This window comes from Mycobacterium sp. NGS51, assembly GCF_059812525.1.
On sequence record NZ_JCALCV010000010.1, the window covers coordinates 146,508 to 172,779 of the forward strand.

At 66.6% G+C, this 26,272-nt stretch carries 24 protein-coding genes; 5 read left to right on the forward strand and 19 right to left on the reverse strand.

What is annotated here, in order from left to right:
* Position 1: 1 nt before the first annotated feature.
* The 12 genes from AC5Y5W_RS14465 to arc form a co-directional block, all read right to left on the reverse strand.
* Positions 2–790 (reverse strand): DUF4333 domain-containing protein, encoded by a 789-nt coding sequence (locus AC5Y5W_RS14465; RefSeq protein ID WP_500010301.1) that lies wholly within the window; start codon positions 788–790, stop codon positions 2–4.
* A 59-nt stretch (positions 791–849) separates the two neighbouring features.
* On the reverse strand, positions 850–3,669 hold the full coding sequence (locus AC5Y5W_RS14470; RefSeq protein WP_500010302.1) for a DEAD/DEAH box helicase: 2,820 nt from the start codon (positions 3,667–3,669) through the stop codon (positions 850–852).
* The gene (gene tatC, locus AC5Y5W_RS14475; protein ID WP_499884614.1) at positions 3,653–4,588 is read right to left on the reverse strand and encodes a twin-arginine translocase subunit TatC; all 936 of its coding nucleotides are present in this window, start codon (positions 4,586–4,588) and stop codon (positions 3,653–3,655) included. Before tatC ends, AC5Y5W_RS14470 begins: the two co-directional genes overlap by 17 nt.
* Before the next feature lie 45 nt (positions 4,589–4,633).
* The gene (tatA, locus tag AC5Y5W_RS14480; protein WP_500010303.1) at positions 4,634–4,873 is read right to left on the reverse strand and encodes a Sec-independent protein translocase subunit TatA; all 240 of its coding nucleotides are present in this window, start codon (positions 4,871–4,873) and stop codon (positions 4,634–4,636) included.
* A gap of 29 nt (positions 4,874–4,902) precedes the next feature.
* Positions 4,903–5,865, reverse strand: coding sequence for a helix-turn-helix transcriptional regulator (locus AC5Y5W_RS14485; protein WP_500010304.1), 963 nt, complete (start codon positions 5,863–5,865; stop codon positions 4,903–4,905).
* Complete coding sequence (locus tag AC5Y5W_RS14490; RefSeq protein ID WP_500010305.1) at positions 5,862–6,827, reverse strand: helix-turn-helix transcriptional regulator; 966 nt, start codon at positions 6,825–6,827, stop codon at positions 5,862–5,864. Before AC5Y5W_RS14490 ends, AC5Y5W_RS14485 begins: the two co-directional genes overlap by 4 nt.
* 17 nt (positions 6,828–6,844) lie before the next feature.
* Positions 6,845–8,203 carry a Pup--protein ligase gene (gene pafA / locus AC5Y5W_RS14495; protein ID WP_500010306.1) on the reverse strand — a complete coding sequence of 453 codons (1,359 nt, stop codon included), beginning with the start codon at positions 8,201–8,203 and terminating at the stop codon, positions 6,845–6,847.
* Between the two features lie 193 nt (positions 8,204–8,396).
* Complete coding sequence (gene prcA, locus AC5Y5W_RS14500) at positions 8,397–9,143, reverse strand: proteasome subunit alpha (RefSeq protein ID WP_500010307.1); 747 nt, start codon at positions 9,141–9,143, stop codon at positions 8,397–8,399.
* Positions 9,140–10,018 (reverse strand): proteasome subunit beta, encoded by an 879-nt coding sequence (gene prcB, locus AC5Y5W_RS14505; protein WP_500010308.1) that lies wholly within the window; start codon positions 10,016–10,018, stop codon positions 9,140–9,142. Before prcB ends, prcA begins: the two co-directional genes overlap by 4 nt.
* On the reverse strand, positions 10,015–10,209 hold the full coding sequence (locus AC5Y5W_RS14510; protein WP_062540654.1) for a ubiquitin-like protein Pup: 195 nt from the start codon (positions 10,207–10,209) through the stop codon (positions 10,015–10,017). The genes prcB and AC5Y5W_RS14510 overlap by 4 nt, the downstream gene beginning before the upstream one ends.
* 106 nt (positions 10,210–10,315) lie before the next feature.
* Entirely contained in the window at positions 10,316–11,824 is a 1,509-nt protein-coding gene (dop, locus tag AC5Y5W_RS14515; protein ID WP_500010309.1) for a pup deamidase/depupylase, read from the reverse strand.
* A 126-nt stretch (positions 11,825–11,950) separates the two neighbouring features.
* Positions 11,951–13,777, reverse strand: coding sequence for a proteasome ATPase (gene arc, locus AC5Y5W_RS14520; protein WP_500010310.1), 1,827 nt, complete (start codon positions 13,775–13,777; stop codon positions 11,951–11,953).
* Positions 13,778–13,920: 143 nt separating this feature from the next.
* On the opposite strand from arc, the gene AC5Y5W_RS14525 reads away from it, so the two are divergent.
* Genes AC5Y5W_RS14525 through AC5Y5W_RS14535 form a run of 3 tightly spaced genes read left to right on the forward strand, consistent with a single transcriptional unit; the run spans position 13,921 to position 15,295 of the window.
* On the forward strand, positions 13,921–14,424 hold the full coding sequence (locus tag AC5Y5W_RS14525; RefSeq protein WP_500010343.1) for an MTB12 family secreted protein: 504 nt from the start codon (positions 13,921–13,923) through the stop codon (positions 14,422–14,424).
* A 15-nt stretch (positions 14,425–14,439) separates the two neighbouring features.
* The gene (gene lppK, locus AC5Y5W_RS14530) at positions 14,440–14,994 is read left to right on the forward strand and encodes a lipoprotein LppK (RefSeq protein WP_500010311.1); all 555 of its coding nucleotides are present in this window, start codon (positions 14,440–14,442) and stop codon (positions 14,992–14,994) included.
* A gap of 7 nt (positions 14,995–15,001) precedes the next feature.
* A complete protein-coding gene (locus AC5Y5W_RS14535) occupies positions 15,002–15,295 on the forward strand; it encodes a DUF503 domain-containing protein (protein WP_500010312.1) in 294 nt (97 codons plus the stop codon).
* Positions 15,296–15,301: 6 nt separating this feature from the next.
* Here AC5Y5W_RS14535 and trmI read toward each other — a convergent pair whose 3' ends face one another.
* On the reverse strand, positions 15,302–16,129 hold the full coding sequence (trmI, locus tag AC5Y5W_RS14540) for a tRNA (adenine(58)-N(1))-methyltransferase TrmI (RefSeq protein ID WP_500022381.1): 828 nt from the start codon (positions 16,127–16,129) through the stop codon (positions 15,302–15,304).
* A 110-nt stretch (positions 16,130–16,239) separates the two neighbouring features.
* Between trmI and AC5Y5W_RS14545 the strand changes: the two genes are divergently transcribed.
* The gene (locus AC5Y5W_RS14545; protein WP_500010344.1) at positions 16,240–17,139 is read left to right on the forward strand and encodes a RecB family exonuclease; all 900 of its coding nucleotides are present in this window, start codon (positions 16,240–16,242) and stop codon (positions 17,137–17,139) included.
* Positions 17,136–17,915 carry a thioesterase family protein gene (locus AC5Y5W_RS14550; RefSeq protein ID WP_500010314.1) on the forward strand — a complete coding sequence of 260 codons (780 nt, stop codon included), beginning with the start codon at positions 17,136–17,138 and terminating at the stop codon, positions 17,913–17,915. The genes AC5Y5W_RS14545 and AC5Y5W_RS14550 overlap by 4 nt, the downstream gene beginning before the upstream one ends.
* A gap of 7 nt (positions 17,916–17,922) precedes the next feature.
* Here AC5Y5W_RS14550 and AC5Y5W_RS14555 read toward each other — a convergent pair whose 3' ends face one another.
* The 6 genes from AC5Y5W_RS14555 to metH form a co-directional block, all read right to left on the reverse strand.
* Complete coding sequence (locus AC5Y5W_RS14555; protein ID WP_500010315.1) at positions 17,923–19,293, reverse strand: FAD-containing oxidoreductase; 1,371 nt, start codon at positions 19,291–19,293, stop codon at positions 17,923–17,925.
* Entirely contained in the window at positions 19,290–19,769 is a 480-nt protein-coding gene (locus tag AC5Y5W_RS14560) for a DUF4126 family protein (protein WP_500010316.1), read from the reverse strand. The genes AC5Y5W_RS14555 and AC5Y5W_RS14560 overlap by 4 nt, the downstream gene beginning before the upstream one ends.
* Positions 19,770–19,838: 69 nt before the next feature.
* Positions 19,839–20,687 (reverse strand): ATP phosphoribosyltransferase, encoded by an 849-nt coding sequence (hisG, locus tag AC5Y5W_RS14565; protein WP_500010317.1) that lies wholly within the window; start codon positions 20,685–20,687, stop codon positions 19,839–19,841.
* A complete protein-coding gene (locus tag AC5Y5W_RS14570; RefSeq protein ID WP_500010318.1) occupies positions 20,687–20,968 on the reverse strand; it encodes a phosphoribosyl-ATP diphosphatase in 282 nt (93 codons plus the stop codon). Before AC5Y5W_RS14570 ends, hisG begins: the two co-directional genes overlap by 1 nt.
* Before the next feature lie 16 nt (positions 20,969–20,984).
* Complete coding sequence (locus tag AC5Y5W_RS14575) at positions 20,985–22,409, reverse strand: sugar porter family MFS transporter (protein ID WP_500010319.1); 1,425 nt, start codon at positions 22,407–22,409, stop codon at positions 20,985–20,987.
* Positions 22,410–22,500: 91 nt separating this feature from the next.
* On the reverse strand, positions 22,501–26,235 hold the full coding sequence (gene metH, locus AC5Y5W_RS14580) for a methionine synthase (RefSeq protein WP_500022382.1): 3,735 nt from the start codon (positions 26,233–26,235) through the stop codon (positions 22,501–22,503).
* Positions 26,236–26,272: the final 37 nt, after the last annotated feature.

The window sequence follows — 26,272 nt, forward strand, 5'->3', positions numbered from 1 at the left end:
CTTACTTGGGCCGGCCGACCTCGTAGGTGCCCTTGTTGTCCTGGAAAGTCACGGTCACCTGCCGTTTGGAGCCGTCGATGCTGACGTTGCAGTCGAAGGTTCCGCCCTTTTTGACGACCGGGTTCTGACCGTCGTTGCACTTGACGTCTTTGACGTTCTTGGCGCCGTAGCCGTTGGTCTCGTCGGAAAGGATTTGCTGCACACCGGTCTGCGCCGTGTTGATGTCCAGCTTGGTGGTCACGAAAAACCCAGGCGCCCAGAAGCCCAGCACCAGAATCACCGCGACGACCACAGCGGCGAACACTCCGATGACCGTGCCGATCACCGCTCGCGAACGCTGTGGGCCCGCCGGCGGCGGACCGTACTGGCCCGGTTGTGGCGGGTATTGGCCGTATTGGCCGGGTGGGTATTGGCCGTACTGCCCCGGCTGGCCGTACTGGGTGGGCTGGCCGTACTGGCCCGGTTGACCGTACTGGCCCGGCTGGCCACCGTATTGCTCGGTTTGCGCGCCATACTGCTCGGACTGTGGGTAGGCCGGTGGTTGTGCGTACGGCTGCGACGGCGGATAGAACTGGCCGGTCTGCTGGTACTGCGGATACTCGGTGGGCGTGTACGCGGGTGCCTGCCAGGTCTGCTGGTCGGCGGATGGCTGCTGCCAACCCTGCTGCTCAGCGCCGGATGACTGCTGCCAGGGCGAGCCCTGCGCGGTCGGCTGGTCGGTGGATTGCTGATCCTCGCCCTGCGGCGGCTGCCACGGCTGCGTGGGGTCGGATCCCTGCGGTCCACTCATCGTGTTCTCGGTCCTCTCAGTACTGACACTGCCGTCTGTAACCGTAGCCGGAGCTCAGCCTACCCGGCATCAACTGCGACGACGCCGCGCCGAATGGCGTCGATCGCGCGTTTCGCGCTGACGCGCAGGTCCGGTTGCGGCGCGGCGTTGCGCACCTGGTCCAACAGGTCGAGCACCTGCCGGCACCAGCGCACGAAGTCCCCGGCCGACAATGGCGAACCGCCACCCTCACTGTCGGCGGCCGCCAGCGCCGACGCCAAGTCGCCGCTGCTGGCCCAGCGATAGATCGCGGCGACAAACCCGTCGTCGGGCTCGCGACTCGGTGTGATGCGGTGCCGCTGCTCGTCGGCACGCAATCCGGCCGAGAGCCGTCGTGTCCGGTGCAGCGCCTGGCGCAACTGCGCGGGCAGCGCTTCCCCGTGTTGCAGCGGCGGCCCCGGACCGTCAGGGCCGCGGGTCTCGTAGAGCACCGTCGAGAGCACCGCCGCCAGTTCCGGCGGCCGCAGGCCGGCCCATGCCCCGGTGCGCAGGCACTCGGCCACCAACAGGTCGCTTTCGCTGTAGATCCGGGCCAACAACCGGCCGTCGTCAGTGACCTGCGGATCATCGTCGGCGTCGCCGGCGGCGTCATGGCGCCGCTCCTCCTCATCGCTGCGCTCTGCATCGTCGCCGGCGCGGATGAACCCGCGCTCGGTGAGCAACCCGACGATGCGGTCGAAGGTGCGCGCCAATGAGTTGGTGGCCGCGGCCACCTTCTTCTGCAGCTGCTCGTTATCGCGTTCAATCCGCAGATAACGCTCAGCGACCCGCATCTGGGTTTCACGGTCGGCTGCCTGATGGGCGGGATGACGGCGCATCTGCTCGCGCAGCGACGCCAGCTCGGGATCCACATCGGGGCCATCAGATGCCTGGCCTCGTCGCCGGCCCCGAGCCGCCGGGGTGACCAGTCCGGCCGCCGCCGAGCGCAGCGCCGACGCCAGATCCCGCCGGACCCGCGGCTGGCGGTGTTCAACCCGCTTGGGCAAGCTCATGGACCCGACCGGCGACGCCGCCCCGGAGTAGTCCGCCGACGAAATCCGGCCGGCCCAGCGGTGTTCGGTGAGTACCAACGGCCGGGGATCGGAGCTGTCCCGGGCGGATTCCAGCACCACCGCCAGGCCACCGCGGCGGCCGTGCGGGATCGTGATGATGTCGCCGCGGCGCAGCGCGGTCAGTGCGTCGTTGGCCGCCTGCCGGCGCTGCAACCGCGAGGCGCGGGCCTGCGCGCGTTCCCGTTGCGAAATCTGTTCGCGCAGCCGGGCGTAGTCGAGGATCGGTCCGTCCGGGCCGCCCAGTCCGCCCGCGATCTCCTCGAGCATCCGCTCGCCCCGCTCGATGCCGCGGACCAGCCCGACGACCGAACGGTCGGCCTGATATTGGGCGAACGACTGCTCCAGCAGCCGGTGCGCCTGCTCGGGACCCATTTGGTGCACGAGATTAATCGTCATGTTGTACGACGGGGCGAACGAGCTGCGCAGCGGGAAGGTGCGGGTGGAGGCCAGGCCGGCGACTTCGGCCGGTTCGATATCGGGATGCCAGATCACCACCGCGTGGCCTTCCACGTCGATGCCGCGTCTACCAGCCCGGCCGGTCAGCTGGGTGTACTCCCCCGGCGTCAGCGGAACGTGCTGCTCGCCGTTGAACTTGACCAGCCGTTCCAGCACGACCGTGCGGGCCGGCATGTTGATGCCCAGCGCCAGGGTCTCGGTGGCGAATACCGCCTTGACCAACCCTGCGGTGAACAGCTCTTCGACGGTGTGCCGGAACACCGGTAACAGCCCGGCATGGTGGGCGGCCAAACCGCGTAGCAGGCCCTCGCGCCACTCGTAGTAGCCGAGCACGTCGAGGTCGGCGTCAGCCAGATCGCCACAGCGATGGTCGATCACCTCGGCGATCTGCGCCCGGTCCTCCTCGGTGGTCAGCCGCAACGACGAGCGCAGACATTGGGCGACCGCCGCGTCACATCCGGCGCGGGAGAACACGAACGTGATCGCAGGCAGCAGGCCTTCGCGGTCCAGCGCGGTGATCACGTCCGGGCGCGGCGGCGGCCGGTACATGCTGGGCCGGCCGGACCGACCCGGGCCACGGTGGCGCGGACGCCAGTCGGCGAGCCGATCGGCCTCCCGGCGATGGGCGATGTGGCGCACCAGGTTCGGGTCGACATGGGGCTGATGCTTGGCCCCGTCGCCGTCGTAGTCGAACAGGTCGAAGAGGCGTTTACCGACCAGCATGTGCTGCCACAACGGCACCGGCCGGTGCTCGTCGACCACCACCGCGGTGTCGCCGCGCACGGTCTGGATCCAGCCGCCGAACTCCTCGGCGTTGCTCACCGTCGCCGAGAGGCTGACCAACCGCACCTCGTCGGGCAGATGCAAGATCACCTCTTCCCACACCGCGCCCCGCATCCGGTCGGCCAGGAAGTGCACCTCGTCCATGACCACATGGGAAAGCCCTTGCAGCGCAGGCGAACCGGCATACAGCATGTTGCGCAACACTTCGGTAGTCATCACCACCACCGGTGCATTGGCATTGACCGACAAGTCGCCGGTGAGCAACCCGATCCGGTCTTTGCCGTAGCGGGCAACGAAGTCGGTGTGCTTCTGATTGCTCAGCGCTTTCAACGGGGTGGTGTAGAAGCATTTACCTCCCGCAGCAAGCGCCAAATGGACCGCGAACTCGCCGACCACGGTCTTGCCGGCCCCGGTGGGCGCGCAGACCAAGACCCCGTGACCGCGCTCGAGCGCCGCACACGCCTGCTGCTGGAAACCGTCGAGCCCGAAGGCCAGTTCCGCGCTGAACCGCGCCAGCTCGCCCGAGTGGCTGTCAGGTGACGTCGTCATGGGATCCGGCGCTGCCCGACGGCGTCGCCACCGCCGACGGCGGTTCGATCGTCGAGGCCTCCTCGTCGGGAATCTCGGTCAGCGCTTCGCGCTTGGCTTTCCGTTTGTCGTGCAGGCGGGTGATCTGGATGGCCAGTTCGAGCAGCAAGGTCAACGCCAGCCCGAGCGCAAGCATCGAGAACGGATCCGATCCCGGGGTGAAGATCGCCGCAAAGCAGAACACCGCGAAGATCAGGCCGCGCCGCCAGGACCGCAGCCGCGCATAGCTCAGCACACCGGCCAAGTTGAGCATGACGATCAGCAACGGGAATTCGAAGCTGATGCCGAAAACCATCAGCAGGTTGATCAGGAATCCGAAGTACCGGTCGCCGGACAACGCGGTGACCTGGACGTCGCTGCCGACGGTTAGCAGGAAGTGCAATGCCTTCGACAACACCAGGTAGGCCAGCAGAGCACCGACGACGAACAGCACCGCGGCGGGAATGACGAACGCCGCCGCGAAGCGCCGCTCCTTCTTGTAGAGCCCCGGCGTGATGAACGCCCACAGTTGGTAGAGCCACATCGGGCAGGCCAGCACGATGCCGGCGGTCAGCCCGACTTTGAGCCGCAGCATGAACTGGTCGAACGGCGCGGTGGCCAGCAAGCGGCATTGCCCGTCGGCGCTGATCTCCGCGCGCGCCGAGGGCGGCAACGCGCAGTACGGATGGCGCAGCCACTCCCCCAGGCTTTCCACCCCGAACAGCGAGTGCGAGTACCAGACGAACCCCAGCGCGGTGGTCAGCACGATCGTGGCCAGCGAGATCAGCAGCCGGGTACGCAGCTCGGTGAGGTGGTCGACGAGCGACATCGTCCCGTCTGGATTGGTGCGGCTGCGACGCAGGCGCGGATCGAGTCGCCTGAATAAACCGGTGGTGCGCACGACGGTCAGTGGGTGACGCTCAGACACCCTGACAGCGATCGCAGCCTAAGCCTGCCGATCCTGTCCGGGTGCAGGTGCCGGCGGGTCGACCCGTTCGGCCTGCACGGTTGTCGGGGCGGCCGGCGCGTCCGACTTGCCCTCACTCTGTAGTTCACGGACCTCGGATTTGAAGATTCGCAACGACTTGCCCAGTGCGCGTGCGGCGTCAGGGAGCCGCTTGGCACCGAACAATATGACCACTACGACGGCGAGGATCGCCCAATGCCACGGACTGAAACTGCCCACTTTGGTTACCTCCAGACGTCCAACCGATGCTACCGCAGCGCCGCCTCGTACATCTCCAGCGCCGCCGCCGCGGCGTCCCGTACCCGCTGGGCCAGCGCCTCGGGGGCCAGCACCCGCACCGCCGGTCCGAGGCCCAGCACCACGCGCGTCATCCAGTCGTCGGAGGCATAGGTCATGGCCGCCTCGCAGTAGCCGTCAGGCAGCTCGCGCAGCAGGCGCATCGGGTAGTACTCGAACATCCACGCCGCCGCCGGGGCCAACTCCAGGGTGGCCGAGGGAAGCTCGGGATCGGCATCGAACAGCGAGGTATCCGGCGGCGCGGACAAGGCGGCTTCCGGCGGCGCGGCCGGCTCGTCGAGCACCTGCGCATCGACGATCCGGTCGAACCGGAACAGCCGCACGCCTTGGGCCTCACGTGACCACGCCTCCAGGTAGCTGTGGTCGTTGATCACCACGATCCGGATCGGGTCGACGACCCGGTGCGACAAGGTGTCGTGCGAGGCGGCGTAGTAGTCGATCGCCACAGCACGGCTATCGCGCACTGCGGAACGCACCGCGGCCGTGGCCTGGCTCTCGGCCGGAGCCGGCTCGTCGACGGCCGCTCCGGATCCCCGCGCGGCGATACCGGCAGCGGTTTCGATCTTGGCGATCGCGCTGCGCGCGGCCTTCGGGTCGACCGCGCCGGGGATGTCCGCCAGCGCCCACAGCGCCATCAGCACGACGGTGGCTTCCGGCGAAGTCAGCCGTAGCGGCTTGTCCACGCCGGCCGAGAAGATCACCTCGATGGTGTCACCGGAGAAATCGAATTCGATCAGGTCACCGCCGTAACCGCCGGGAAGACCGCAGTACCACAACTGCTTGAGGTCCGCGTCCAGCTGCTCCAGCGACACCCCCAGGTCTGCGGCGGCCTCGGCGCGGGTAACCCGCGGGTTGGCCTGAAAGTACGGCACCATGTTGAGTAGCCGCACCAGGCGGGTGGTCAGCGCGGTCATGCGTGGGCTCGCAGTCGGTCCAGCACGTCCTCACGCAGCGACTCCGGTTCCAGCACGACGGCGTCGGCGCCGTACCCGGTGATCTCCTGCGCCAACCGGTCCGTGGTCCCGATGTCGAGTTCGATCACCTCGCCGTCGCGACCGCCCAATTGCCGCGCCTCGACAGAGTTTCCGGCGCGCCGCAGCGCAGTGCCCCGCCCGTCGGCCACCCATACTCGGGCGTGCACGCCCGTCGGCGCGTCAGTCACCGCCTCAGCGACAACCGCGCGCAGGTTCACATCCGCCGGTTGGGTCACCGCGCCGGCGGGGCCGATCGCGGTGACGTCCGCGCCGATCCGCGACAGCCGGAACACCCGGGTCGCGTCGCGGTCGCGATCGTGCCCGACCAGATACGGGCGGCCCTTGTCGGTGATCACCCCCCACGGTTCGACGGTGCGCATCGTGTACGCCTCCGTCGGAGCGGGCCGGTGCGGAAACCGCACGGCCTGCCCTGCCTCGATCGCCGTCAGCAGCGGACCAAGGCTGTCTAGGCCGGCGGCTCCGGCGGGTGACGCGATGGCCACCGGCGCGTCGGGGTCAACGTCGATTCCGGCGGCCCGCAGCTTGAGCAGCGCGCCCTGGGTGACGGTGATCAGTTCGGGCGATTCCCACAACTGGGTGGCGATTGCCACGGCAGCGGCCTCGTCACCGGTCAGCTCGATGTCAGGTAGGGCGTAGGCGTCGCGGTTGATGCGGTACCCCTCGACCGGATCGAACGAGGACACCTTGCCGGTTTCCAACGGGATGCCGAGGTCACGCAACTCGTTCTTGTCGCGCTCGAACATCCGGGAGAACGCCTCGGCGTTGGGGCTGTCGTCGTAGCCCTTGACGGTGGACCGGATCTTCTCGGCGGTCAGGTAGCCGCGGGTAGACAACAGCGCGATGACGAGGTTCATCAGCCGTTCGATTTTCGACGTCGCCACGGGCACCAGGGTAGAAGCTACATGCTCGCGATCAGCCGCTTGACCCGCTCGTCGACTGACCGGAATGGGTCTTTGCACAACACCGTGCGCTGGGCTTGGTCGTTGAGTTTGAGATGCACCCAGTCGACGGTGAAGTCGCGGCCGGCGGCCTGCGCAGCGCTGATGAATTCACCGCGCAACCGGGCGCGGGTGGTCTGCGGCGGCTGGTCGACGGCCTCTTCGATTTCCTCATCGGTGGTGATCCGCGACGCCAGGCCCTTGCGCTGCAACAGATCGAACACCCCGCGGCCGCGCTTGATGTCGTGGTAGGCCAAGTCGAGCTGGGCGATCTTGGGATCGGACAGCTCCATGCTGTAGCGGTCCTGATAACGCTGGAACAGCTTGCGTTTGATCACCCAGTCGATTTCGGTGTCGACCTTGGCGAAATCTTGGGTTTCGACCGCGTCGAGCTGGCGGCCCCAGAGGTCGACGACCTGCTCGATCTGGGCATTGGGTTCCCGAGTCTGCAAGTGCTCGACGGCCCGCGCGTAGTACTCCCGTTGGATATCCAGCGCGCTCGCCTGACGCCCGCCGGCGAGTCGCACCGGGCGTCGGCCCGTCACGTCGTGGCTGACTTCGCGGATCGCGCGGATGGGGTTGTCCAGCGAAAAGTCCCGGAACGCCACCCCGGCTTCGATCATCTCCAGCACCAGCGCGGCCGTGCCGACCTTGAGCATGGTGGTGGTCTCGCACATGTTGGAGTCGCCGACGATGACGTGCAGGCGCCGGTATTTTTCGGCGTCGGCGTGCGGCTCATCGCGGGTGTTGATGATGGGCCGCGATCGCGTCGTTGCACTCGACACGCCCTCCCAGATGTGTTCGGCACGTTGGGACAGGCAGAAGGTGGCGGCCTTGGGCGTTTGCAGCACCTTGCCCGCCCCGCAGATCAGCTGGCGGGTCACCAGAAACGGCAGCAGCACATCGGAGATGCGGGAGAACTCGCCCGCCCGCACGATCAGGTAGTTCTCATGACAGCCGTAGGAGTTACCCGCCGAGTCGGTGTTGTTCTTGAACAGGTAGATGTCGCCACCGATGCCTTCGTCGGCCAGCCGCTGTTCGGCGTCGACGAGCAGATCTTCCAGCACCCGCTCCCCGGCCCGGTCATGGGTGACCAGTTGCACCAGGCTGTCGCATTCGGCGGTGGCGTACTCGGGGTGGCTGCCCACGTCCAGATACAGCCGTGCGCCGTTGCGCAGGAACACGTTCGAGCTGCGACCCCACGACACCACCCGGCGAAACAGGTAGCGGGCTACCTCGTCGGGGCTCAAGCGGCGGTGGCCGTGAAATGTGCAGGTAACACCGAATTCGGTCTCGATGCCCATAATCCGTCGCTGCACGTGATCGAGCGTACTTGTTGCCGTACGGGGACGGTGGGAAGCCTCGCCTGTGGAGCTGTGGATATGTGTCTGAATGCCGTGGGTGGGACATGCCGCCGGGGCGCCGTAATACCCAGGCGCCACACGGGCCACAGCTATGCCGGCCGCGAACCGATGCCCTACGTTTTAAGTCGATATCACCGGCGATATCACGCTAGCCGCCGTTCGACTCCTCCGGCGACTTGTCCGACGCCGAATCCTCTTTCGGCAGCAGGCGTTCCAGCGCCGGGCCGGTCATCCGCCGAAATGCGCGACGTGGCCGACTGGCGTCGAGGATGGCGACCTCCAGCGTCGACACCCCGAGGGTGGGCTGGTCGCCGTTGGCGCTGCCGGCCCGCAGCGCGTCGACGGCTATCCGGACCGCGTCGGCCAGGTCGGCGTTTTCGGCATAGGAGTCCTTGAGCGCGGTGGTGATCGGCTCCGTCGTGCCGCCCATCACCACGTAATGCGGTTCGTCATTGATCGAGCCGTCGTAGGTGATCCGGTACAGCTCGGGCGCTTTGGTCTCGCCGAAGTGCGCAACCTCGGCCACACACAACTCGACCTCGTACGGCTTGGCCTGCTCGGTGAAGATCGTGCCCAGCGTCTGGGCGTAGACATTGGCCAACTGCCGGCCGGTGACGTCGCGGCGATCGTAGGCATAGCCGCGGGTGTCGGCGAACTGGATTCCACCGCGGCGCAGGTTGTCGAATTCGTTGAACTTTCCCGCCGCCGCGAAGGCGACCCGGTCATAGAGTTCGCTGATCTTCTGCAGGGAGCGCGACGGGTTCTCGGCGACGAACAGCACACCGCCGGAGTAAGCCAGCGCCACCACGCTACGGCCTCGGGCGATGCCCTTGCGGGCGAGCTCGCTGCGCTCGCGCATCGCCTGCTCGGGCGAGATGAAGTAGGGAAAACTCACGCTTCACCCCGCTGCGCGTCCGGCCCGAAAGTATCTGCGCGGGAACGGCTTTCGATAACCTGTCGAGCCAGCTCGGCGATGCGCGGCTCAGCCACGTCGACCGCTCCATCAGCGTCGATGGTGACCGCGGTCGGGTAGATCCCGCGGACCAGGTCCGGGCCGCCGGTTGCCGAATCGTCGTCGGCGGCGTCGTAGAGCGCCTCGACGGCTACCCGCAACGCGGAGTCGGCGTCGCTCACCTGTGAGTAGAGCTTCTTCATCGACGACTTGGCGAAAATCGATCCGGAACCCACCGACTGGTAGCCCTCTTCTTCGAGGTTCCAACCGCCCGCCGCGTCGAAGGACACGATGCGGCCCGCCTTCTCCGGGGCCGGGTCGTCGATGTCGTAGCCGGCCAGCAGCGGCAGCGCCACCAGACCCTGCAAGGCGGCCCCCAGGTTGCCGCGCACCATGGTCGCGAGCCGGTTGACCTTGCCCGCAAACGTCAGCGGGACGCCTTCCAGCTTCTCGTAGTGTTCGAGTTCGACCGCGTAGAGCCGGGCGAATTCGACCGCGATGGCCGCCGTGCCGGCGATGCCGGTCGCGGTGTATTCGTCGGTGATGTAGACCTTTTGCACATCCCGCCCGGCGATCATGTTGCCCTGCGTCGAGCGCCGGTCACCGGCGATGAGCACACCGCCGGGATATTTCAGCGCGACGATGGTCGTCCCGTGCGGCAATTGCCCGCTGGGCTCAACCCCACCAGCGCCCATCGGCAACAGCTCCGGCGCCTGACGACGCAGGAAATCAGCGAAAGACGACAGCTCTATAGGGCTAGCGGGGACTCCGGAAATTGCTGAGTTGGTGGCCAAGCGATCACGAAACGGCCAGGTCACTGGCCGCCCTTTTGGACGTATGCGCGCACGAAGTCCTCGGCGTTCTCTTCCAGAACGTCGTCGATTTCGTCGAGCAGATCGTCGGTTTCCTCGGTCAACTTCTCGCGACGCTCTTGGCCCGCGGCCGTGCTGGCAGTCAGATCGTCGTCGTCTCCGCCGCCACCGCCGCGCTTGGTCTGCTCTTGAGCCATCGCTGCCTCCTGCATCGTTATCGGCCGCGCAGTACACGGCGGCCGGTTTCTCCAGCCTACCGGTCGACCCCGGTCTTGCCGCGGCTAACCATGCTCACTGTCCGGCTCACGTCGTCAGTTGCTCCACCAGCTCCGCCGCGCTGTCCACCGAGTCCAACAACGCACCGACGTGGGCCTTGCTGCCGCGCAGCGGCTCCAGCGTCGGGATACGCACCAGCGAGTCGCCACCCAGGTCGAAAATCACCGAGTCCCAACTTGCCGCGGCGATATCGGCCCCGAACCGCCGCAGACACTCACCGCGGAAGTAGGCCCGGGTATCGGTCGGCGGATTGTCCACTGCGTTGAGCACCTGCTGTTCGGTGACCAGCCGGCGCATCGAGCCGCGTGCCACCAACCGGTTGTACAGCCCCTTGTCCAGCCGGACATCGGAGTACTGCAGATCGACCAGATGCAACCGCGGCGCCGACCAGCTCAGATTTTCCCGGTGCCGGAATCCCTCGAGCAACCGCAGCTTGGCCGGCCAGTCGAGCAGGTCCGCACAATCCATCGGGTCGCGCTCGAGCTGGTCGAGGACTCCCGCCCAGGTTTGCACGACGTCGGCGGCGCGCGGATCCGGGTCACGAGAATCGACTAGCTTTGCGACCCGATCCAAGTAAATCCGTTGCAGCGCAAGCGCGGTCAGTTCACGTCCGTCGGCCAGGGCCACCGCGGTGCGCAGCGACGGGTCCCGGCTGATGGCGTGCACGGCATGTACCGGCCGCGCCAACGCCAGGTCAGTCAGGTCGATGCCGTGCTGGGGGCCCTCTTCGATGAGGTCGAGCACAAGCGCCGTGGCACCCAGCTTCAGGTAGGTCGACGTCTCGGCGAGGTTGGCGTCACCGATGATCACATGCAGCCGGCGGTAGCGGTCGGCGTCGGCGTGCGGCTCGTCGCGAGTGTTGATGATGCCGCGTTTGAGCGTGGTCTCCAGCCCGACTTCGACCTCGATGTAGTCGGCTCGCTGGGACAGCTGGAAGCCGGGCTCGTCGCCGGCGGGTCCGATGCCAACCCGCCCGGAGCCGGTGACTACCTGCCGCGACACCAGAAACGGGGTCAGTCCGGCGATGACGGCGGAAAACGGTGTCTGCCGGCTCATCAGATAGTTCTCGTGCGATCCGTACGAGGCGCCCTTGCCGTCGACGTTGTTCTTGTACAGCTGCAGCTTGGCCGCCCCGGGCACGCTGGCGACGTGTCGGGCCGCCGCCTCCATCACCCGCTCGCCGGCCTTGTCCCAGATCACCGCGTCGAGCGGGTCAGTGCATTCGGGGGCGGAGTATTCGGGATGCGCGTGGTCGACGTAGAGCCGCGCACCATTGGTCAAAATCATGTTGGCGGCGCCGACCTCGTCGGCATCGACGACCGGCGGCGGCCCGGCCGAGCGACTCAGATCGAAGCCGCGGGCATCCCGCAGCGGCGACTCCACCTCGTAATCCCAGCGGGTCCGTTTGGCCCGCTGGATACCTGCGGCGGCGGCATAGGCCAGCACCGCCTGCGTGGAGGTCAGGATCGGGTTCGCAGTCGGGTCCGACGGCGACGAGATGCCGTACTCGACCTCGGTCCCGATGATTCGTTGCATGCCCTAAAGACTAGGCGACGGCTCAGCGGGCACGGTCGCCGCGGCGAACGTGCGCAAACTACGGCGTTCGCGCGGCGTGTCGACCGGGGACACGCACGTTCGCGTGAAAGGTGACGCGAATGGGGACTAGAGGTACTGGCCGAGGTTGGACTCGGTGTCGATAGCGCGGCTGGCGCTCGAACTCTTGCCGGTGACCAGGGTGCGGATGTAAACGATCCGCTCGCCCTTCTTGCCCGAGATCCGTGCCCAGTCATCGGGATTGGTGGTGTTGGGCAGGTCCTCGTTCTCGGCGAACTCGTCGACGATCGAGTCGAGCAGATGCTGGATGCGCAGGCCCGGTTGGCCCGTCTCCAGCACCGACTTGATGGCATTCTTCTTGGCCCGGTCGACGACGTTCTGGATCATCGCCCCGGAGTTGAAGTCCTTGAAGTACATGACTTCTTTGTCGCCGTTGGCGTAGGTGACCTCCAAGAACCGGTTGTCGTCGATCTCGGCGTACATCCGGTCGACCACCTTCTCGATCATCGCCTTGATGCACAGCGAGCGGTCGCCGCCGAATTCGGCCAGATCGTCGGCGTGCACCGGCAGTTCCTCGGTGAGGTACTTGGAGAAGATGTCCTGTGCCGCTTCGGCGTCCGGGCGCTCGATCTTGATCTTCACATCAAGGCGTCCCGGTCGCAGGATCGCCGGGTCGATCATGTCCTCGCGGTTGGAGGCGCCGATCACGATCACGTTCTCCAGCCCCTCCACGCCGTCGATCTCACTCAGCAGCTGCGGGACAACCGTCGTTTCGACGTCGGAGGAAACGCCGGTGCCGCGGGTACGGAAGATCGAGTCCATCTCGTCGAAGAACACGATCACCGGCGTGCCTTCGGACGCCTTCTCCCGGGCCCGCTGGAAGATCAGCCGGATGTGACGTTCGGTCTCGCCGACGAACTTGTTCAGCAGTTCGGGACCCTTGATGTTGAGGAAGTAGGACTTGGCTTCGCGCGCGTCGTCGCCGCGGACCTCGGCCATCTTCTTAGCCAGCGAATTGGCGACGGCTTTGGCGATCAGCGTTTTACCGCAGCCGGGCGGGCCGTAGAGCAGCACGCCTTTGGGCGGGCGCAGCGCGTACTCCTTGTAGAGCTCTTTGTGCAGGAAGGGCAATTCCACCGCGTCGCGGATCTGCTCGATCTGACGAGTCAGACCACCGATGTCCTCGTAGCTGACGTCGGGCACCTCTTCGAGCACCAAGTCCTCGACCTCGGCCTTGGGGATGCGTTCGAACGCATACCCCGCCTTGGTATCGACCAGCAGCGAGTCGCCGGGGCGCAATTTGCGCGGACGGGTGTCGTCGTTGAGCGCGTCGGGGACGCCATCCGGTAAATCCGAGGCGACCAGCGGTTCGGCTAGCCAGACAATGCGTTCCTCGTCGGCGTGCCCGACGACCAGGGCCCGGTGACCGTCGCCCAGGATTTCCCGCAAGGTCGAGATCTCGCCGACCGATTCATAGGTCCCGGCCTCGACCACGGTCAGCGCTTCGTTGAGGCGAAGCGTCTGGCCCTTCTTCAGCATTTTGACATCGATGTTGGGCGAGCATGTCAGGCGCATCTTGCGGCCCGAGGTGAACACGTCGACGGTCTCGTCGTCGTGGGTGGCCAACAGCACGCCGTAGCCGCTGGGCGGCTGCCCGAGCCGGTCGACTTCTTCACGCAGCGCGAGCAGTTGTTGGCGAGCCTCCTTGAGGGTTTCCATCAATTTGGAATTGCGCGCCGCAAGCGAGTCGATGCGCGCCTCGAGTTGATGCACATCGCGGGCGTTGCGCGCGGCGCTTTGCGGCCCGACAGCGTTGTCCAACTGTTCGCGCAAAATAGCCGCCTCCCGCCGCAACTCCTCCAGCTCGGCCGCATCCTCGCTGGACAAGTCGGGTTCGCGGGAGGCTTCGAACGCTTCGCGCTCTGACTCACCCATGTTGCGCTCCTTTCTCGCCCCGGAAGGAGGCGCGGCGGATACTTCAACGCTACCGGCGATTTCGGAATCATGCGGGATCTCGAAATAGGGCACACTGGCGCCGGAGTTAACATTTAGTTCGAGTCAGTCTGATCGAGAGGACAATCGTCACCGTGAAATCCCTAGCCACGGGTGTTGCCGCCGTCGCCGCAATCGGTGCGGCAGCCACCGGTATGACTTTTAGTGCAGCCTTTACCGAGGCTGCGCCCCAGGTGCAACCGGTCGTGTTCGGCGCGCCGCTCCCGCTGGATCCCGCGGCTGACGTGCCGACTGCCGGCGAGCTGATCACCGTCCTCAACGAGCTGCAAAACCCCAGCGTTCCGTTCGCCGGCAAGGGCAACCTGGTCGAGGGCGGCGTCGGCGGGGTCGAGGGCCGTCTCGCTGACCGCCAATTGCAGAAGGCCGCCCAGCGTGGCTCCCTGCCGCTGTCATTCAATGTGGCGAATATCGCACCGGCCGGTCCGGGTGCCGCCTCGGCTGAGGTCACGGCCACCGGCCCGAACCTGGCGCCGACCACTCAGAACATCACCTTCGTCAACCAGGGCGGCTGGAAACTGTCCCGCGCGTCCGCCATGTCGCTGGTGCAGCAATTCCAGGCGGCGGGCTGACCGCTGCTGGATGCTTTGCCAGTCTCCAGGTACTTCGTCGCAGCTTTGAGCGCCGCCACGATTGTGGCGGCGTTCGGGCTGTCGGGGTGTTCGGGCGCTGAACCTGACGCTGGTCCGTCCAGTTCCTCGTCGGCTGCGTCGACGCCGGCGTCGGCTGTGCTGACCTCGGAGGCCAAGGCGGTTGCTCCCGTGCCTCCGCCGGAGGCCCTCACCGATGTGCTGTACCGCCTTGCAGATCCCGGGGTCGCCGGTACAGACAAGCTGAACCTGGTCGAGGGCGCCACCCCCGACGATGCTGCGACGCTGGACAAATTCGCCACCGCGCTACTGGACGGTGGATACGCCCCGATGACGTTCGAAGCCAGGGATATCGCGTGGTCGGACCGGAACCCAGCCGACGTGGTGGCCATCGTCGATGTCGGCACGCCGAACCCCGGTCCGGCCGGCTTCTCGTTCCCGATGGAGTTCAAGCCCTATCAGGGGGGCTGGCAGTTGTCGCAGCGAACCGCGCAGATGTTGTTGACCTTCAGCGGATCTGCGCCCGGCCCGTCGTCGCCGCCAACTCCCTGAGCCGGCAATGTGGATCGGCTGGCTCGAGTTCGATCTGCTGCTCGGTGATGTGCGGTCACTCAAGCAGAAGCGCTCGGTGATTCGTCCGGTGGTGGCGGAGTTGCGTCGCAAGTTCAGCGTGTCGGCCGCCGAGACGGCGTCCCACGACCTGTACCGGCGGGCGGGTCTCGGTGTCGCCGTGGTGGGCGCCGACCGGAGCCATGTCACCGATGTGCTCGATTCGGCCGAACGCCTGGTGGCCGCCCACCCCGAGTTCGAGCTGCTGTCGGTGCGCCGCGGCTTCTCGCGCAGTGACGACTAACCGGGCTTAACGCTTGCGGCGCAGTGGAGTTGGAGTCACGGTCCCGGGTGCCAGCCGGCGGGCCGAAACCAGGAACGCGGTGTGGCCGCGCATGTTGTGCTGCGGCCGCACGGCCAGGCCGACGACGTTCCAGCCGCGCTGCATCGTTTCCCAGGCCCGCGGTTCGGTCCAGCACTGCTGCTCGCGCAGCGCCTCCACGGTCTTGGACAGCTGGGTGACGGTGGCGACATAGATCATCAGCACACCGCCGGCGACCAGTAGCCGCGACACCGTCTCGAGCACATCCCACGGCGCCAGCATGTCGAGGACCACCCGGTCGATCGAACCGTCCGCCAGATCACAGTCCACCAGGTCGTCGACGATCAGCTGCCAGTTGTGCGGCGGGCTGCCGACAAATGTCTCCACATTGCGGCGGGCGTGTTCGGCGTGGTCGGCACGCACCTCGTAGGAGATCAGCTCCCCGCCCGTGCCGACCGCGCGCAGCAGCGAACATGTCAGCGCGCCCGACCCGGCGCCGGCCTCGAGCACTCGGGCGCCCGGAAAGATGTCACCCTCGTGCACGATCTGGGCGGCGTCTTTGGGGTAGACCACCTGCGCCCCGCGGGGCATCGACATCACGTAGTCGACCAGCAGCGGGCGCAGCACCAGGAACTGGTCGCCATTGGCGGATTTGACCACGCTGCCTTCCGGCTGCCCGATCACCGCGTCGTGCGCGATCGCCCCGCGGTGTGTGTGGAATTCGCTGCCCGGGCTGAGCACCATCGTGTAGTGCCGGCCCTTGGCGTCGGTGAGCTGGACGCGGTCACCGACGGTGAACGGGCCGGTTGCGGACATAATCGCCTAGCCTGCCAGCAGACGCGCCGTCCCGGGTGGCTGGGGTTGTCGGCCTAGGCTCCTAAGCTGCTGCCATGACCGGCCATCCGGATTCGCCACGGTCGGCGACGATGCGCGCCGCAGCGCGGCGGGCTGAGGAGCCGGCCAATCGAACGCAGTCGCGACCGGCGTTGTCCCCGTCGCGCGCGGCCGATTTCAAACAATGCCCGCTGCTGTATCGGTTCCGGGCGATCGACCGGTTGCCCGAGCCGCCGTCGTCGGCGCAGCTGCGGGGGTCGGTCGTGCACGCCGCGCTGGAGCAGTTGTATGCGCTGCCGGCGCCGCAGCGCGTTCCGGAGACCGCCCAGGCGCTGGTGGGCCCGGCTTGGGACCAGGTGCTCGCCGAGGAGCCCGGCCTGATCGACAGCGTGGAGCCGGAGCAACGCAGCCAGCTTCTCGACGAGGCGCGCGCCTTGTTGTTGGGCTACTACCGGCTCGAAGACCCGACCCGGTTCGACCCGCAAAGCTGCGAGCAGCGCGTCGAGGTCGAACTGGCCGACGGCACCCTGCTGCGCGGATTCATCGACCGGATCGACGTCGCGCCCACGGGCGAGCTGCGGGTAGTCGACTACAAAACCGGAAAAGCGCCGCCGGAAGCGCGGGCCCTCGCCGAGTTCAAGGCACTGTTCCAGATGAAGTTTTACGCGGTCGCGCTGCTGCGCTCACGGGGCGTGCTGCCCACCCGGCTGCGACTGATCTACCTGGCAGATGGCCAGCTGCTGGACTACACGCCCGACGAGGATGAACTGCTGCGCTTCGAGAAGACGTTGATTGCGATTTGGCGGGCGATCCAATCAGCAGGGGCCACAGGCGATTTCCGGCCCCGGCCGTCGCGGCTGTGCGACTGGTGTGCACACCGCTCGCACTGCCCGGTCTACGGCGGCACACCGCCGCCCTACCCCGGCTGGCCAGAGCATCCCCACGAAGGTGATGCGGACGCCGTCCTGCACCGGGCAGACCCGGCCGCGTGATCGGCTGCCACTACCGTCGGCTCCCAACCGAAGCCGACGGTACGTTTGAATCCACCGACTTCACCCGCAGCAACTGGGCACCCGACCTGCAACACGGGTCACCGCCACTGGCGCTGCTGACCAAGGCCATCGAAGAGCTAGTTATCGACACGCCGTTGCGGATCGGCCGGCTCAACCTTGACATTCTGGGCGCTATCCCAGTGGCGCCGGTGTCGGTGCGCGCCTGGATCGAGCGGCCGGGAAGGCGAATCTCCTTGGTGGCAGCCGAAATGCGTGACGGTGGCGACCGGCCGGTGGCACGGGTGAGCGCGTGGGCACTGGCCCCCAGCGACACCGCCGACGTGGCCCGTGACCGCTACGCGCCGCTGACCGAGGGGCCGGCCGAACCGCTGCCACCGCACTGGTGGAACGTCGCGGGCTACCTGAAGTCGGTGGACTGGCGCCGACAACCCGACGATGCGGCCGGAGCGGCGGTGTGGTGGCTACGCCCGCTGGTGCATGTCGTCGACGCCGAAGACACCACCCCGTTGCAGAACCTCGCCATGGTCGTCGATTCGGCCAACGGTGTCGGCGCGGCCTTGGACCCGCAGCGATTCGTCTTCATGAACACCGACACCGTCGTGCATCTGCACCGGGCCCCGCGCGGAGCGGACTTCGGGCTGCGCGCCCGCGGTTCGATTGGGCCCGACGGCATCGGGGTCACCACCGCCGAGATCTTCGACCGCAGCGGGTTCATCGGTACCTCTGCCCAAACCCTGCTGGTGCAGCGACGCTGACGCCGAGCTATTGCAGCGGCGACATCTCCTGCAGCATCGTGGGTATCAACTCGCTGACTGTGGGGTGGATGTGCATCGTACGCGACAGCGTGGTGTAGGGCGCTTTGGCCGACATCACGTCCAGGATCGCGTGGATGCATTCATCCCCGCCGACGCCGAGGATGGCCGCGCCCAGGATCTCGTCGGTGTCTGCGTCGACGACAACCTTCATAAACCCTTGTGTCTCACCCTTTTCCACGGCACGCCCGACGCGGGTCATCGGCCGCCGGCCGGCCAGGACTCGCCGGCCCGACGTGCGCGCTTGCTCGACGGTCATGCCGGCACGTCCCAGTGGCGGGTCGATATAGAGCGCATAGGTGGTGATGCGGTCGCTGACCCGGCGCGGGTCGCCGTCGAGCAGGTTGGCCGCGACGATCTCGAAGTCGTTGTAGGAGGTGTGGGTGAACGCGCCCTTGCCGTTACAGTCCCCCATCGCCCAGATGTGCTCGACGTTGGTTTTCAGCTGATCGTCGACCGTGATGTATCCGGCGTCATCGGTGCGCACACCGGCATGCTTCAGGCCGAGATCATCGGTGTTGGGCCGCCGGCCCACCGCCACCAGCAGATGGCTGCCCGCGATCGGCGCCGCACCTTGGCGGGCTATCAGCTCGAAACCGTTGCCGCGCTTGACCACGTGGATATCATCGGCGTTGACGACGATATCGATTCCGTCGGCTTCCAGGATTGTGCGGATCGCGGCGGAGATGTCTTCGTCTTCGCGTGACGCCAGCCGCGGCCCCTTCTCGACGACGGTCACCCGGGCACCGAAGCGGCGGTACATCTGCGCAAACTCGAGGGCAATGTAGCTACCGCCGATGATCACCAGATGCTCGGGCACCGTGTCGAGGTCGAGGATCGACGTGTTGGTGAGGAACTCGACATCCGAAAGCCCGGGGATGTTCGGCACTACCGCCCGACCGCCGACGTTGAGGAAGATCCGGTCGGCCTGCAAGGTGTCGTCATCGACGCGCAGCGTGTGTGGATCCTCGAACCGGGCGTGGCCGCGAACAACGGTGCAGCCATCCATCCCGTCCAGCCAGTCCTCGACGCCCTGGCGGTCGGCGAGCATGATGTGGTCTTTGCGCGCCTTGACTTTCGCCATGTCCACAGTGACTGTGCCGGCGCCGAAACCGTAGTCGCCGCCACGGCGAGCCAGCTGCGCCGCGTGCGCGCTGGCCACCAATGTCTTGGTGGGTATACAGCCGGTGTTGACGCAGGTGCCGCCGATCAGCTTGCGCTCCACCACCGCAACGCGTTGGCCGGCGGCGGTCAACCGCCCGGCCAGCGGCGGGCCGGCCTGACCAGCACCTACCACTATGGCGTCGAAACGCGTTGTCACAGAACGGCCGTCATCGCCGCAATTGCGAATCCACCCAGCACCGCTACCGCGTCCTCGAGCAAGGCGACCGAGAGATCATGGCCGTGCGCCGCAGCCAGCCTGGTGCGTGCCTGATAACCACCCAGGGTGCCCAGCACGGCGCCGATGATGCCGGCGCCCAGCCCACCCCACCGGTAGCCCCATGCCGTGCCAATCACGGCGCCGGCGAAGGCGCCCAGGATAATTCGGGCAGCAAACGACATCACCGCGGTGCGACTCGGTGTCGAGGGAAGCTTGTCGGTGACCAGTTCGATGAGTGCGAGAATCGTCAGCACGGCAACGGTGATCGGATGGGCCAGCCACGACACCCAGGTGCCGTCCAAGTTGATCCATTGGAAGAGCGCGGCCCACGCGACCACGACGGGCGCCGTCAGGGCACGCAGACCGGCGACGACGCCGATCAACAGGGCAAGCAACAGGACAAGGGAATGCGTCACGGCAGCCCTCCTGGGGCGGGATTAGTTAGCCGGACGCTAACACAGCAACGGCCCCGATGCCGGCCTACCTCAGAATCGGCAGAACCTGATGTCGGAGGCCAGAATGGCCTTGGCCCCGATGGCGGCCAGCCGGTCCATCGTGGCGTTGACGTCCCGGCGCGGAACCAGTGCGCGCACCGCCACCCAATCCGGGTCGGCCAACGGGGCGATCGTCGGTGATTCCAGTCCCGGCGTGATCACCGTGGCGTCGTCCAGAACAGAACGCGGGCAGTCGTAGTCCAGCATCAGATATTGCTGTCCGAAAACGACGCCCTGCACCCGCGCCACCAGTTGATCACGGGTGTTGCTGCCTTCCTCCGGGTCGGCTCGTTCGATGAGCACCGCCTCCGAATCACACAGCGGTTCACCGAAGGCCGCCAAATCATGCAAGCTCAGTGTCCGCCCTGATCCCACCACATCGGCGATGGCGTCTGCGACGCCGAGTTGCACCGAGATCTCCACCGCCCCATCGAGCCGGATGACGGTGGCATCAATGCCCCTGCCGGCCAAGTCTTTTCGTACCAGATTCGGGTAGGCGGTGGCGATGCGCCGTCCGGCAAGGTCGGCGATGGTCCAGTCCCGGCCGGCCGGGGCCGCGTAGCGGAAGCTCGAGGAGCCGAACCCCAGAGCCAGCCGCTCGCGCACCGGAGCCTGGGATTCGCGTGCCAAATCGCGGCCGGTGATCCCGAAGTCAAGCTCGCCAGAACCCACGTAGATGGCAATGTCTTTGGGCCGCAGGAAAAAGAACTCCACGTTGTTCACCGGATCGAGGACCGTCAGGTCCTTGGGATCGGTGCGACGCCGGTATCCGGCCTCGGCGAGGATCTCGGTGGCCGGCTCACTCAATGCTCCCTTGTTGGGCACCGCGACGCGTAGCATCACAACTTCCGGTACACGTCGCGCAGCGTCAGCCCGCGGGAGATCATCAACACCTGCGTCCAATACAGCAACTGGCTGATCTCCTCGGCGAGTGCGTCGTCGGGTTCGTGTTCAGCGGCCAACCAGACTTCGCCGGCCTCTTCCAGGATCTTCTTCCCCAGCGCGTGCACCCCGCCGTCCAGTGCGGCCACCGTCGCACTGCCGGGCGGCCGGGTTCGGGCACGCTCACCGAGCTCGGCGAACAGATCCTCGAAACTCTTCACGGGCAGCGATTGTTTCACGTGCGGGCCAGCAAAGTCACGGCAGTTTCTGGTCGGCCTGCTCGTTGTGCCCCGCCGGCTCGGAAGACAGGTCGGCGTGCATGTCTTCCAGGGACACACCTTTGGTCTCGCGCACCCAGCGCCACACGAACACAAACGACAGCACCGCGCACAGGGTGTAGAAGCCGTAGGCGAGGCCGAGCACGTGACGCAGTGCGGGGAAGGTAAAGGCGATGGTGAAGTTGGCCACCCACTGGCCGGCGGCGGCCAGCCCGGCCGCGGCGGCCCGGATGCGGTTGGGGAAGATCTCCCCCAGCGCCACCCACAGGATCGGTCCCCACGACACACCGAATGCGATCACGAAGACGTTGGCCGCGATCAGCGCGATCAGTCCCGACGTCGCCGACAGGTGTGGTGTGCCGTCGACGACTGGGCCGCTGGCGAATACGACGGTCATCGTCAACAGCATCAACGCCATGCCAGCCGACCCGGTCAGCAGCAGCGGTCTGCGACCGACCTTGTCGATCAGTGCGATGGCCACCACGGTGATCAGCACGTTGACCACTGACGTGATCAAGGCGATGGTGAACGACGACTGCTCGCCGAAGCCGACCGCCTGCCACAGCACGCTTCCGTAGAAGAAGATCACCGTGATACCGATGAACTGCTGAAAGACGGCCAGCCCCAGGCCCACCCAGACTATGCCGTGCAGTCCGCCGGTCGGTGCGCGCAGGTCGCGCCACGATGGTGGCTTTTCGTTCCGCAGCGTGTCGGCGATCCGGGTCACGGTGATGTCCACGTCGCGCTCGTCCAGCACCATCGAGAGCACCCGTCGTGCCTCCGGAATACGTTGTTCTGCAACAAGGTAGCGCGGTGACGGTGGGAGGGTGAAGGCCAGCGCACCGTAAACCATCGCGGGGACCACCTCGGCGAGGAACGTCCAGCGCCACGCCGCCAGCCCGAGCCACAGTTCTTGCTGCGGACCGCCTGCGATGTGAAACGGCAGCCAGTTCACCGCCAGGGCTCCGAAGATGCCCAACACGATCGCCAGTTGCTGCAGCGAGCCGAGCCGGCCGCGGATACCTGGTGGCGATATCTCTGCGATGTACGCCGGGACGACGGCGGAGGCGATACCGATACCGACGCCGCCCGCCAGGTGGAAGGCGATGAACTGCCAAATATCGCCCGCCAGGCCGGTGCCGAGGCCACAGAGCAAAAACAGCGCCGCGGCCAGCTTCATCATCGTCACCCGGCCCAACCGGTCGGCGGTTCGTCCGGCGAAGATCGCTCCTCCCGCGGCACCCAGCAGCCCGGCACCGGAGGCGAAGCCCAGCAGCGCGTTGCCGATCTGGAAGGTGTCCTGCAGTGCGGCAACCGCGCCGTTGGTCACCGAGACGTCGTAGCCGAAAATCAGTCCGCCCAGCGCGGCGACTGAGGCAAATCGAACAGCACGGGCAGTCACGTCATTTCCCACGGGTCTCCAACGTACGGTGTGGCATGGACTTCGTGCATGCCTGGACTGTCCAGGGTGCAGTCGCAGCTCAAGGTAGGGCTCAGTCCTCCGGGTTGTAGGCGAGGTTGGAGGACAGCCAACGCTCACCTTCGCGCAGGGTCCAGCCCTTGCGCCTCGCGTAGTCGGCGACCTGGTCCTGGGCCATCCGGCCGACCACGAAGTACTGCGACTGCGGGTGCGAGAAATACCAGCCGCTGACGGCCGCGCCGGGCCACATCGCCATCGACTCGGTTAACTCGATGCCGGTCCGCTCGTGGACGTCCAGCAACTTCCACAGCGTCGCCTTCTCGGTGTGCTCCGGGCAGGCCGGGTAGCCCGGGGCAGGCCGGATTCCCTGGTACTTCTCGGCGATGAGGGCCTCGTTGTCCAACTGCTCGTCCGGCTGAAATCCCCAGAACTCCTTGCGAACCCGCTGGTGCATCCGTTCGGCGAAAGCCTCCGCCAGCCGGTCGGCGATCGACTCCAGCAGGATCGCGCTGTAGTCGTCGAGGGCTGCCTTGAACTCCGCGATCTTCTCGCCGCTGCCGAGCCCCGCGGTGACGGCGAAGGCGCCGACGTAGTCGGCCAGGCCGGTGTCCTTGGGCGCGATGTAGTCACCCAGCGACCGGTTCGGGATGCCTTCGCGGTGCTGACCCTGCTGGCGCAGGTTGTGCAAGGTGGCCAGCACCTCGGTTCGGGTCTCGTCGGTATAGACCTCGACGTCGTCGCCGACCGCGTTGGCCGGGAAGAAGCCGATCACCGCGTTGGCCCTCAGCCACTTCTCCTTGATCGCGGTGTCGAGCATCTGCTGGGCGTCGTCGTACAGTTTGCGGGCGGCCTCGCCCGAAACCGGGTTGTTGAGGATGTCGGGGAAGCGGCCCTTCATCTCCCAGGCATTGAAGAACGGCTGCCAGTCGATGAACTCGCGCAACTCGGCGAGGTCGTAGTCCTGAAAATCCCGTACGCCGAGGCCCTCAGCAGGCACCGGCGGTGTGTAGCCGTCCCACTCGATCGGGGTCCGGTTGGCGCGGGCATTCTCCAGCGTCATCATCGGCCGCTCGTTCTTCTGGGCGTGCCGTTCACGCAGGGCCGCATAGTCCTTCTCGGTGGCCTCCAGCAGGGCGGGACGCTGCTTGTCGTCGAGCAGCGCGGCAGCGACGGGAACGGAACGCGAGGCATCTTTGACCCAGACCACCGGACCGCTGCGACGCGGCGATATCTTCACGGCCGTGTGGGCGCGCGAGGTGGTCGCGCCGCCGATCAGCAGCGGGATCTTTAGGCCTTCGCGTTCCATCTCCACGGCGAAGTTGGACATCTCGTCCAACGACGGGGTGATCAGGCCGGACAGCCCGATGATGTCGGCGTCGTGCTCGTTCGCCGCAGCCAAAATCTTCTCCGCGGGCACCATCACACCGAGGTCGATCACTTCGAAGTTGTTGCACTGCAGGACGACTCCGACGATGTTCTTGCCGATGTCGTGGACGTCACCCTTCACGGTCGCCATCACGATGGTGCCGTTGGTGTCCTTGGAATCAGCCGTGCCGTTCTCCGCCTTCTCCGCCTCGATGAACGGCAGCAGGTACGCGACGGCCTTCTTCATCACCCGAGCCGACTTCACGACCTGGGGCAAAAACATCTTGCCGGAGCCGAAGAGGTCACCGACGACGTTCATGCCGTCCATCAGCGGGCCCTCGATCACCTCGATCGGGCGACCGGCCGCGGCGGCGATCTCGGCCCGCAGCTCCTCGGTGTCGTCGTCGACGTGGGCGTCGATCCCCTTGACCAGGGCGTGCGTGATCCGCTCGCGGACCGGGAGGTTGCGCCACTCGGCCGCCGCAGGATCTTCCGCCTTCTCGGAGGAGTTGAACCGTTCGGCGATCTCCAACAGCCGTTCGGCCGCGTCCTCTCGACGGTTCAGCACGACGTCTTCGATGCGCTCGCGCAGCTCGGGGTCGATCGAGTCGTAGGGCACCAGCGCTCCGGCGTTGACGATGCCCATGTCCAGGCCGGCCTTGATGGCGTGGTACAGGAACACCGCGTGAATCGCCTCGCGGACCGGGTTGTTGCCCCGGAACGAGAACGACACGTTCGAGATGCCGCCGGAGATGTGCACCCCGGGAAGGTTCTCCTTGATCCAGGCGCAGGCCTCGATGAAGTCGATCCCGTAGGTCGCGTGTTCCTCGATGCCGGTCGCCAGCGCGAAGCAGTTCGGGTCGAAGATGATGTCCTCGGCCGGAAAGCCGACCTCTTCGGTCAGGATCCGATAGGCGCGCCCGCAGATCTGTTTGCGGCGTTCCAGGTTGTCGGCCTGGCCCTGCTCGTCGAAGGCCATCACGACGACCGCGGCGCCGTACTTGCGGCACAGCCGTGCCTCGCGGATGAACTTCTCCTCGCCCTCCTTCATCGAGATCGAGTTGACGATCGGCTTGCCCTGCACGTTCTTCAGGCCCGCCTCGATGACGTCCCACTTGGAGGAGTCGATCATCACCGGGACGCGGCTGATGTCCGGCTCGGCCGCGACCAGTTTGGTGAACCGGTCCATCGCGGCGACGCCGTCGATCATGCCCTCGTCCATGTTGATGTCGATGACCTGCGCACCGACCTCGACTTGCTGCAGCGCGACCGACAGCGCGGTGTCGTAGTCCTCGGCCTTGATCAGGTTGCGGAACCGGGCAGAGCCGGTGATGTTGGTGCGTTCACCGATGTTCACGAACAGGGAATCGTCGGTGATGTTGAGCGGTTCCAGTCCCGAAAGCCGAGTGGCCACCGGGATCTGCGGTACTTCCCGCGGCGGTTTGCCCTCGACAACCTTGGCGATCTCGGCGATGTGCGGCGGCGCCGTTCCGCAGCAACCCCCGACGATGTTGACCAAGCCGGCGTCGGCGAAGTCGGCGATGTAGCCGGCCTGGCGCTCCGGGGTCTCGTCGTACTCGCCGAAGGCGTTGGGCAGGCCGGCGTTCGGGTAGCAGGAGATGTAGGTGTCCGCGATGCGGGCCATCTCGGCGATGTAGGGCCTCATCTCCGGCGCACCCAGGGCGCAGTTGAGGCCCACCGCGATGGGCTTCACGTGCCGGATCGAGTTCCAGAACGCCTCGGTGACCTGACCCGACAACGTGCGCCCGGACGCATCGGTGATGGTGCCGGAGATGATGACCGGCCAGCGGCGTCCGCGGTCCTCGAACAGCGTCTCGACGGCGAACACCGCCGCCTTGGCGTTCAGCGAGTCGAAGATCGTCTCGATGAGGATGATGTCGGCGCCCCCGTCGACCAGGCCGTTGGCGGCTTCGAGGTAGGCGGCGACGAGCTGGTCGTAGGAGACGTTGCGGGCGCCGGGGTCGTTGACGTCCGGCGAAATCGACGCCGTCCGCGTCGTCGGCCCGATGGTGCCGGCCACGTACCGGGGCTTCTCCGGCGTGCTGTACTCGTCGGCGGCCTTGCGGGCCAGCGCAGCGCCGGCGTAGTTCAGTTCGTAGGCCAGCTCCGCCATGTCGTAGTCGGACAGCGAGATCGCGGTCGAGTTGAACGTGTTGGTCTCCAGGATGTCGGCGCCCGCCTCGAGGTACTCGCGGTGGATGCCGTCGATAATCTGCGGCTGCGTCAAATTGAGGAGGTCGTTGTTGCCCTGCAGCGCGGTCGGCCACTCGGTGAACCGATCGCCGCGGTAGCCGGCCTCGTCCGGTCGGTCCCGCTGGATCGCCGTGCCCATCGCGCCGTCGATCACCACGATCCGACGGCGCAGCGCAGCCGTCAGTTCCTCGGTGCAGTCGGGGCGGATATTCGGCTCAAAGGCGTTCACGTACGTCCCTTCCGTAACGGAAGGCGTCCTTGACTCT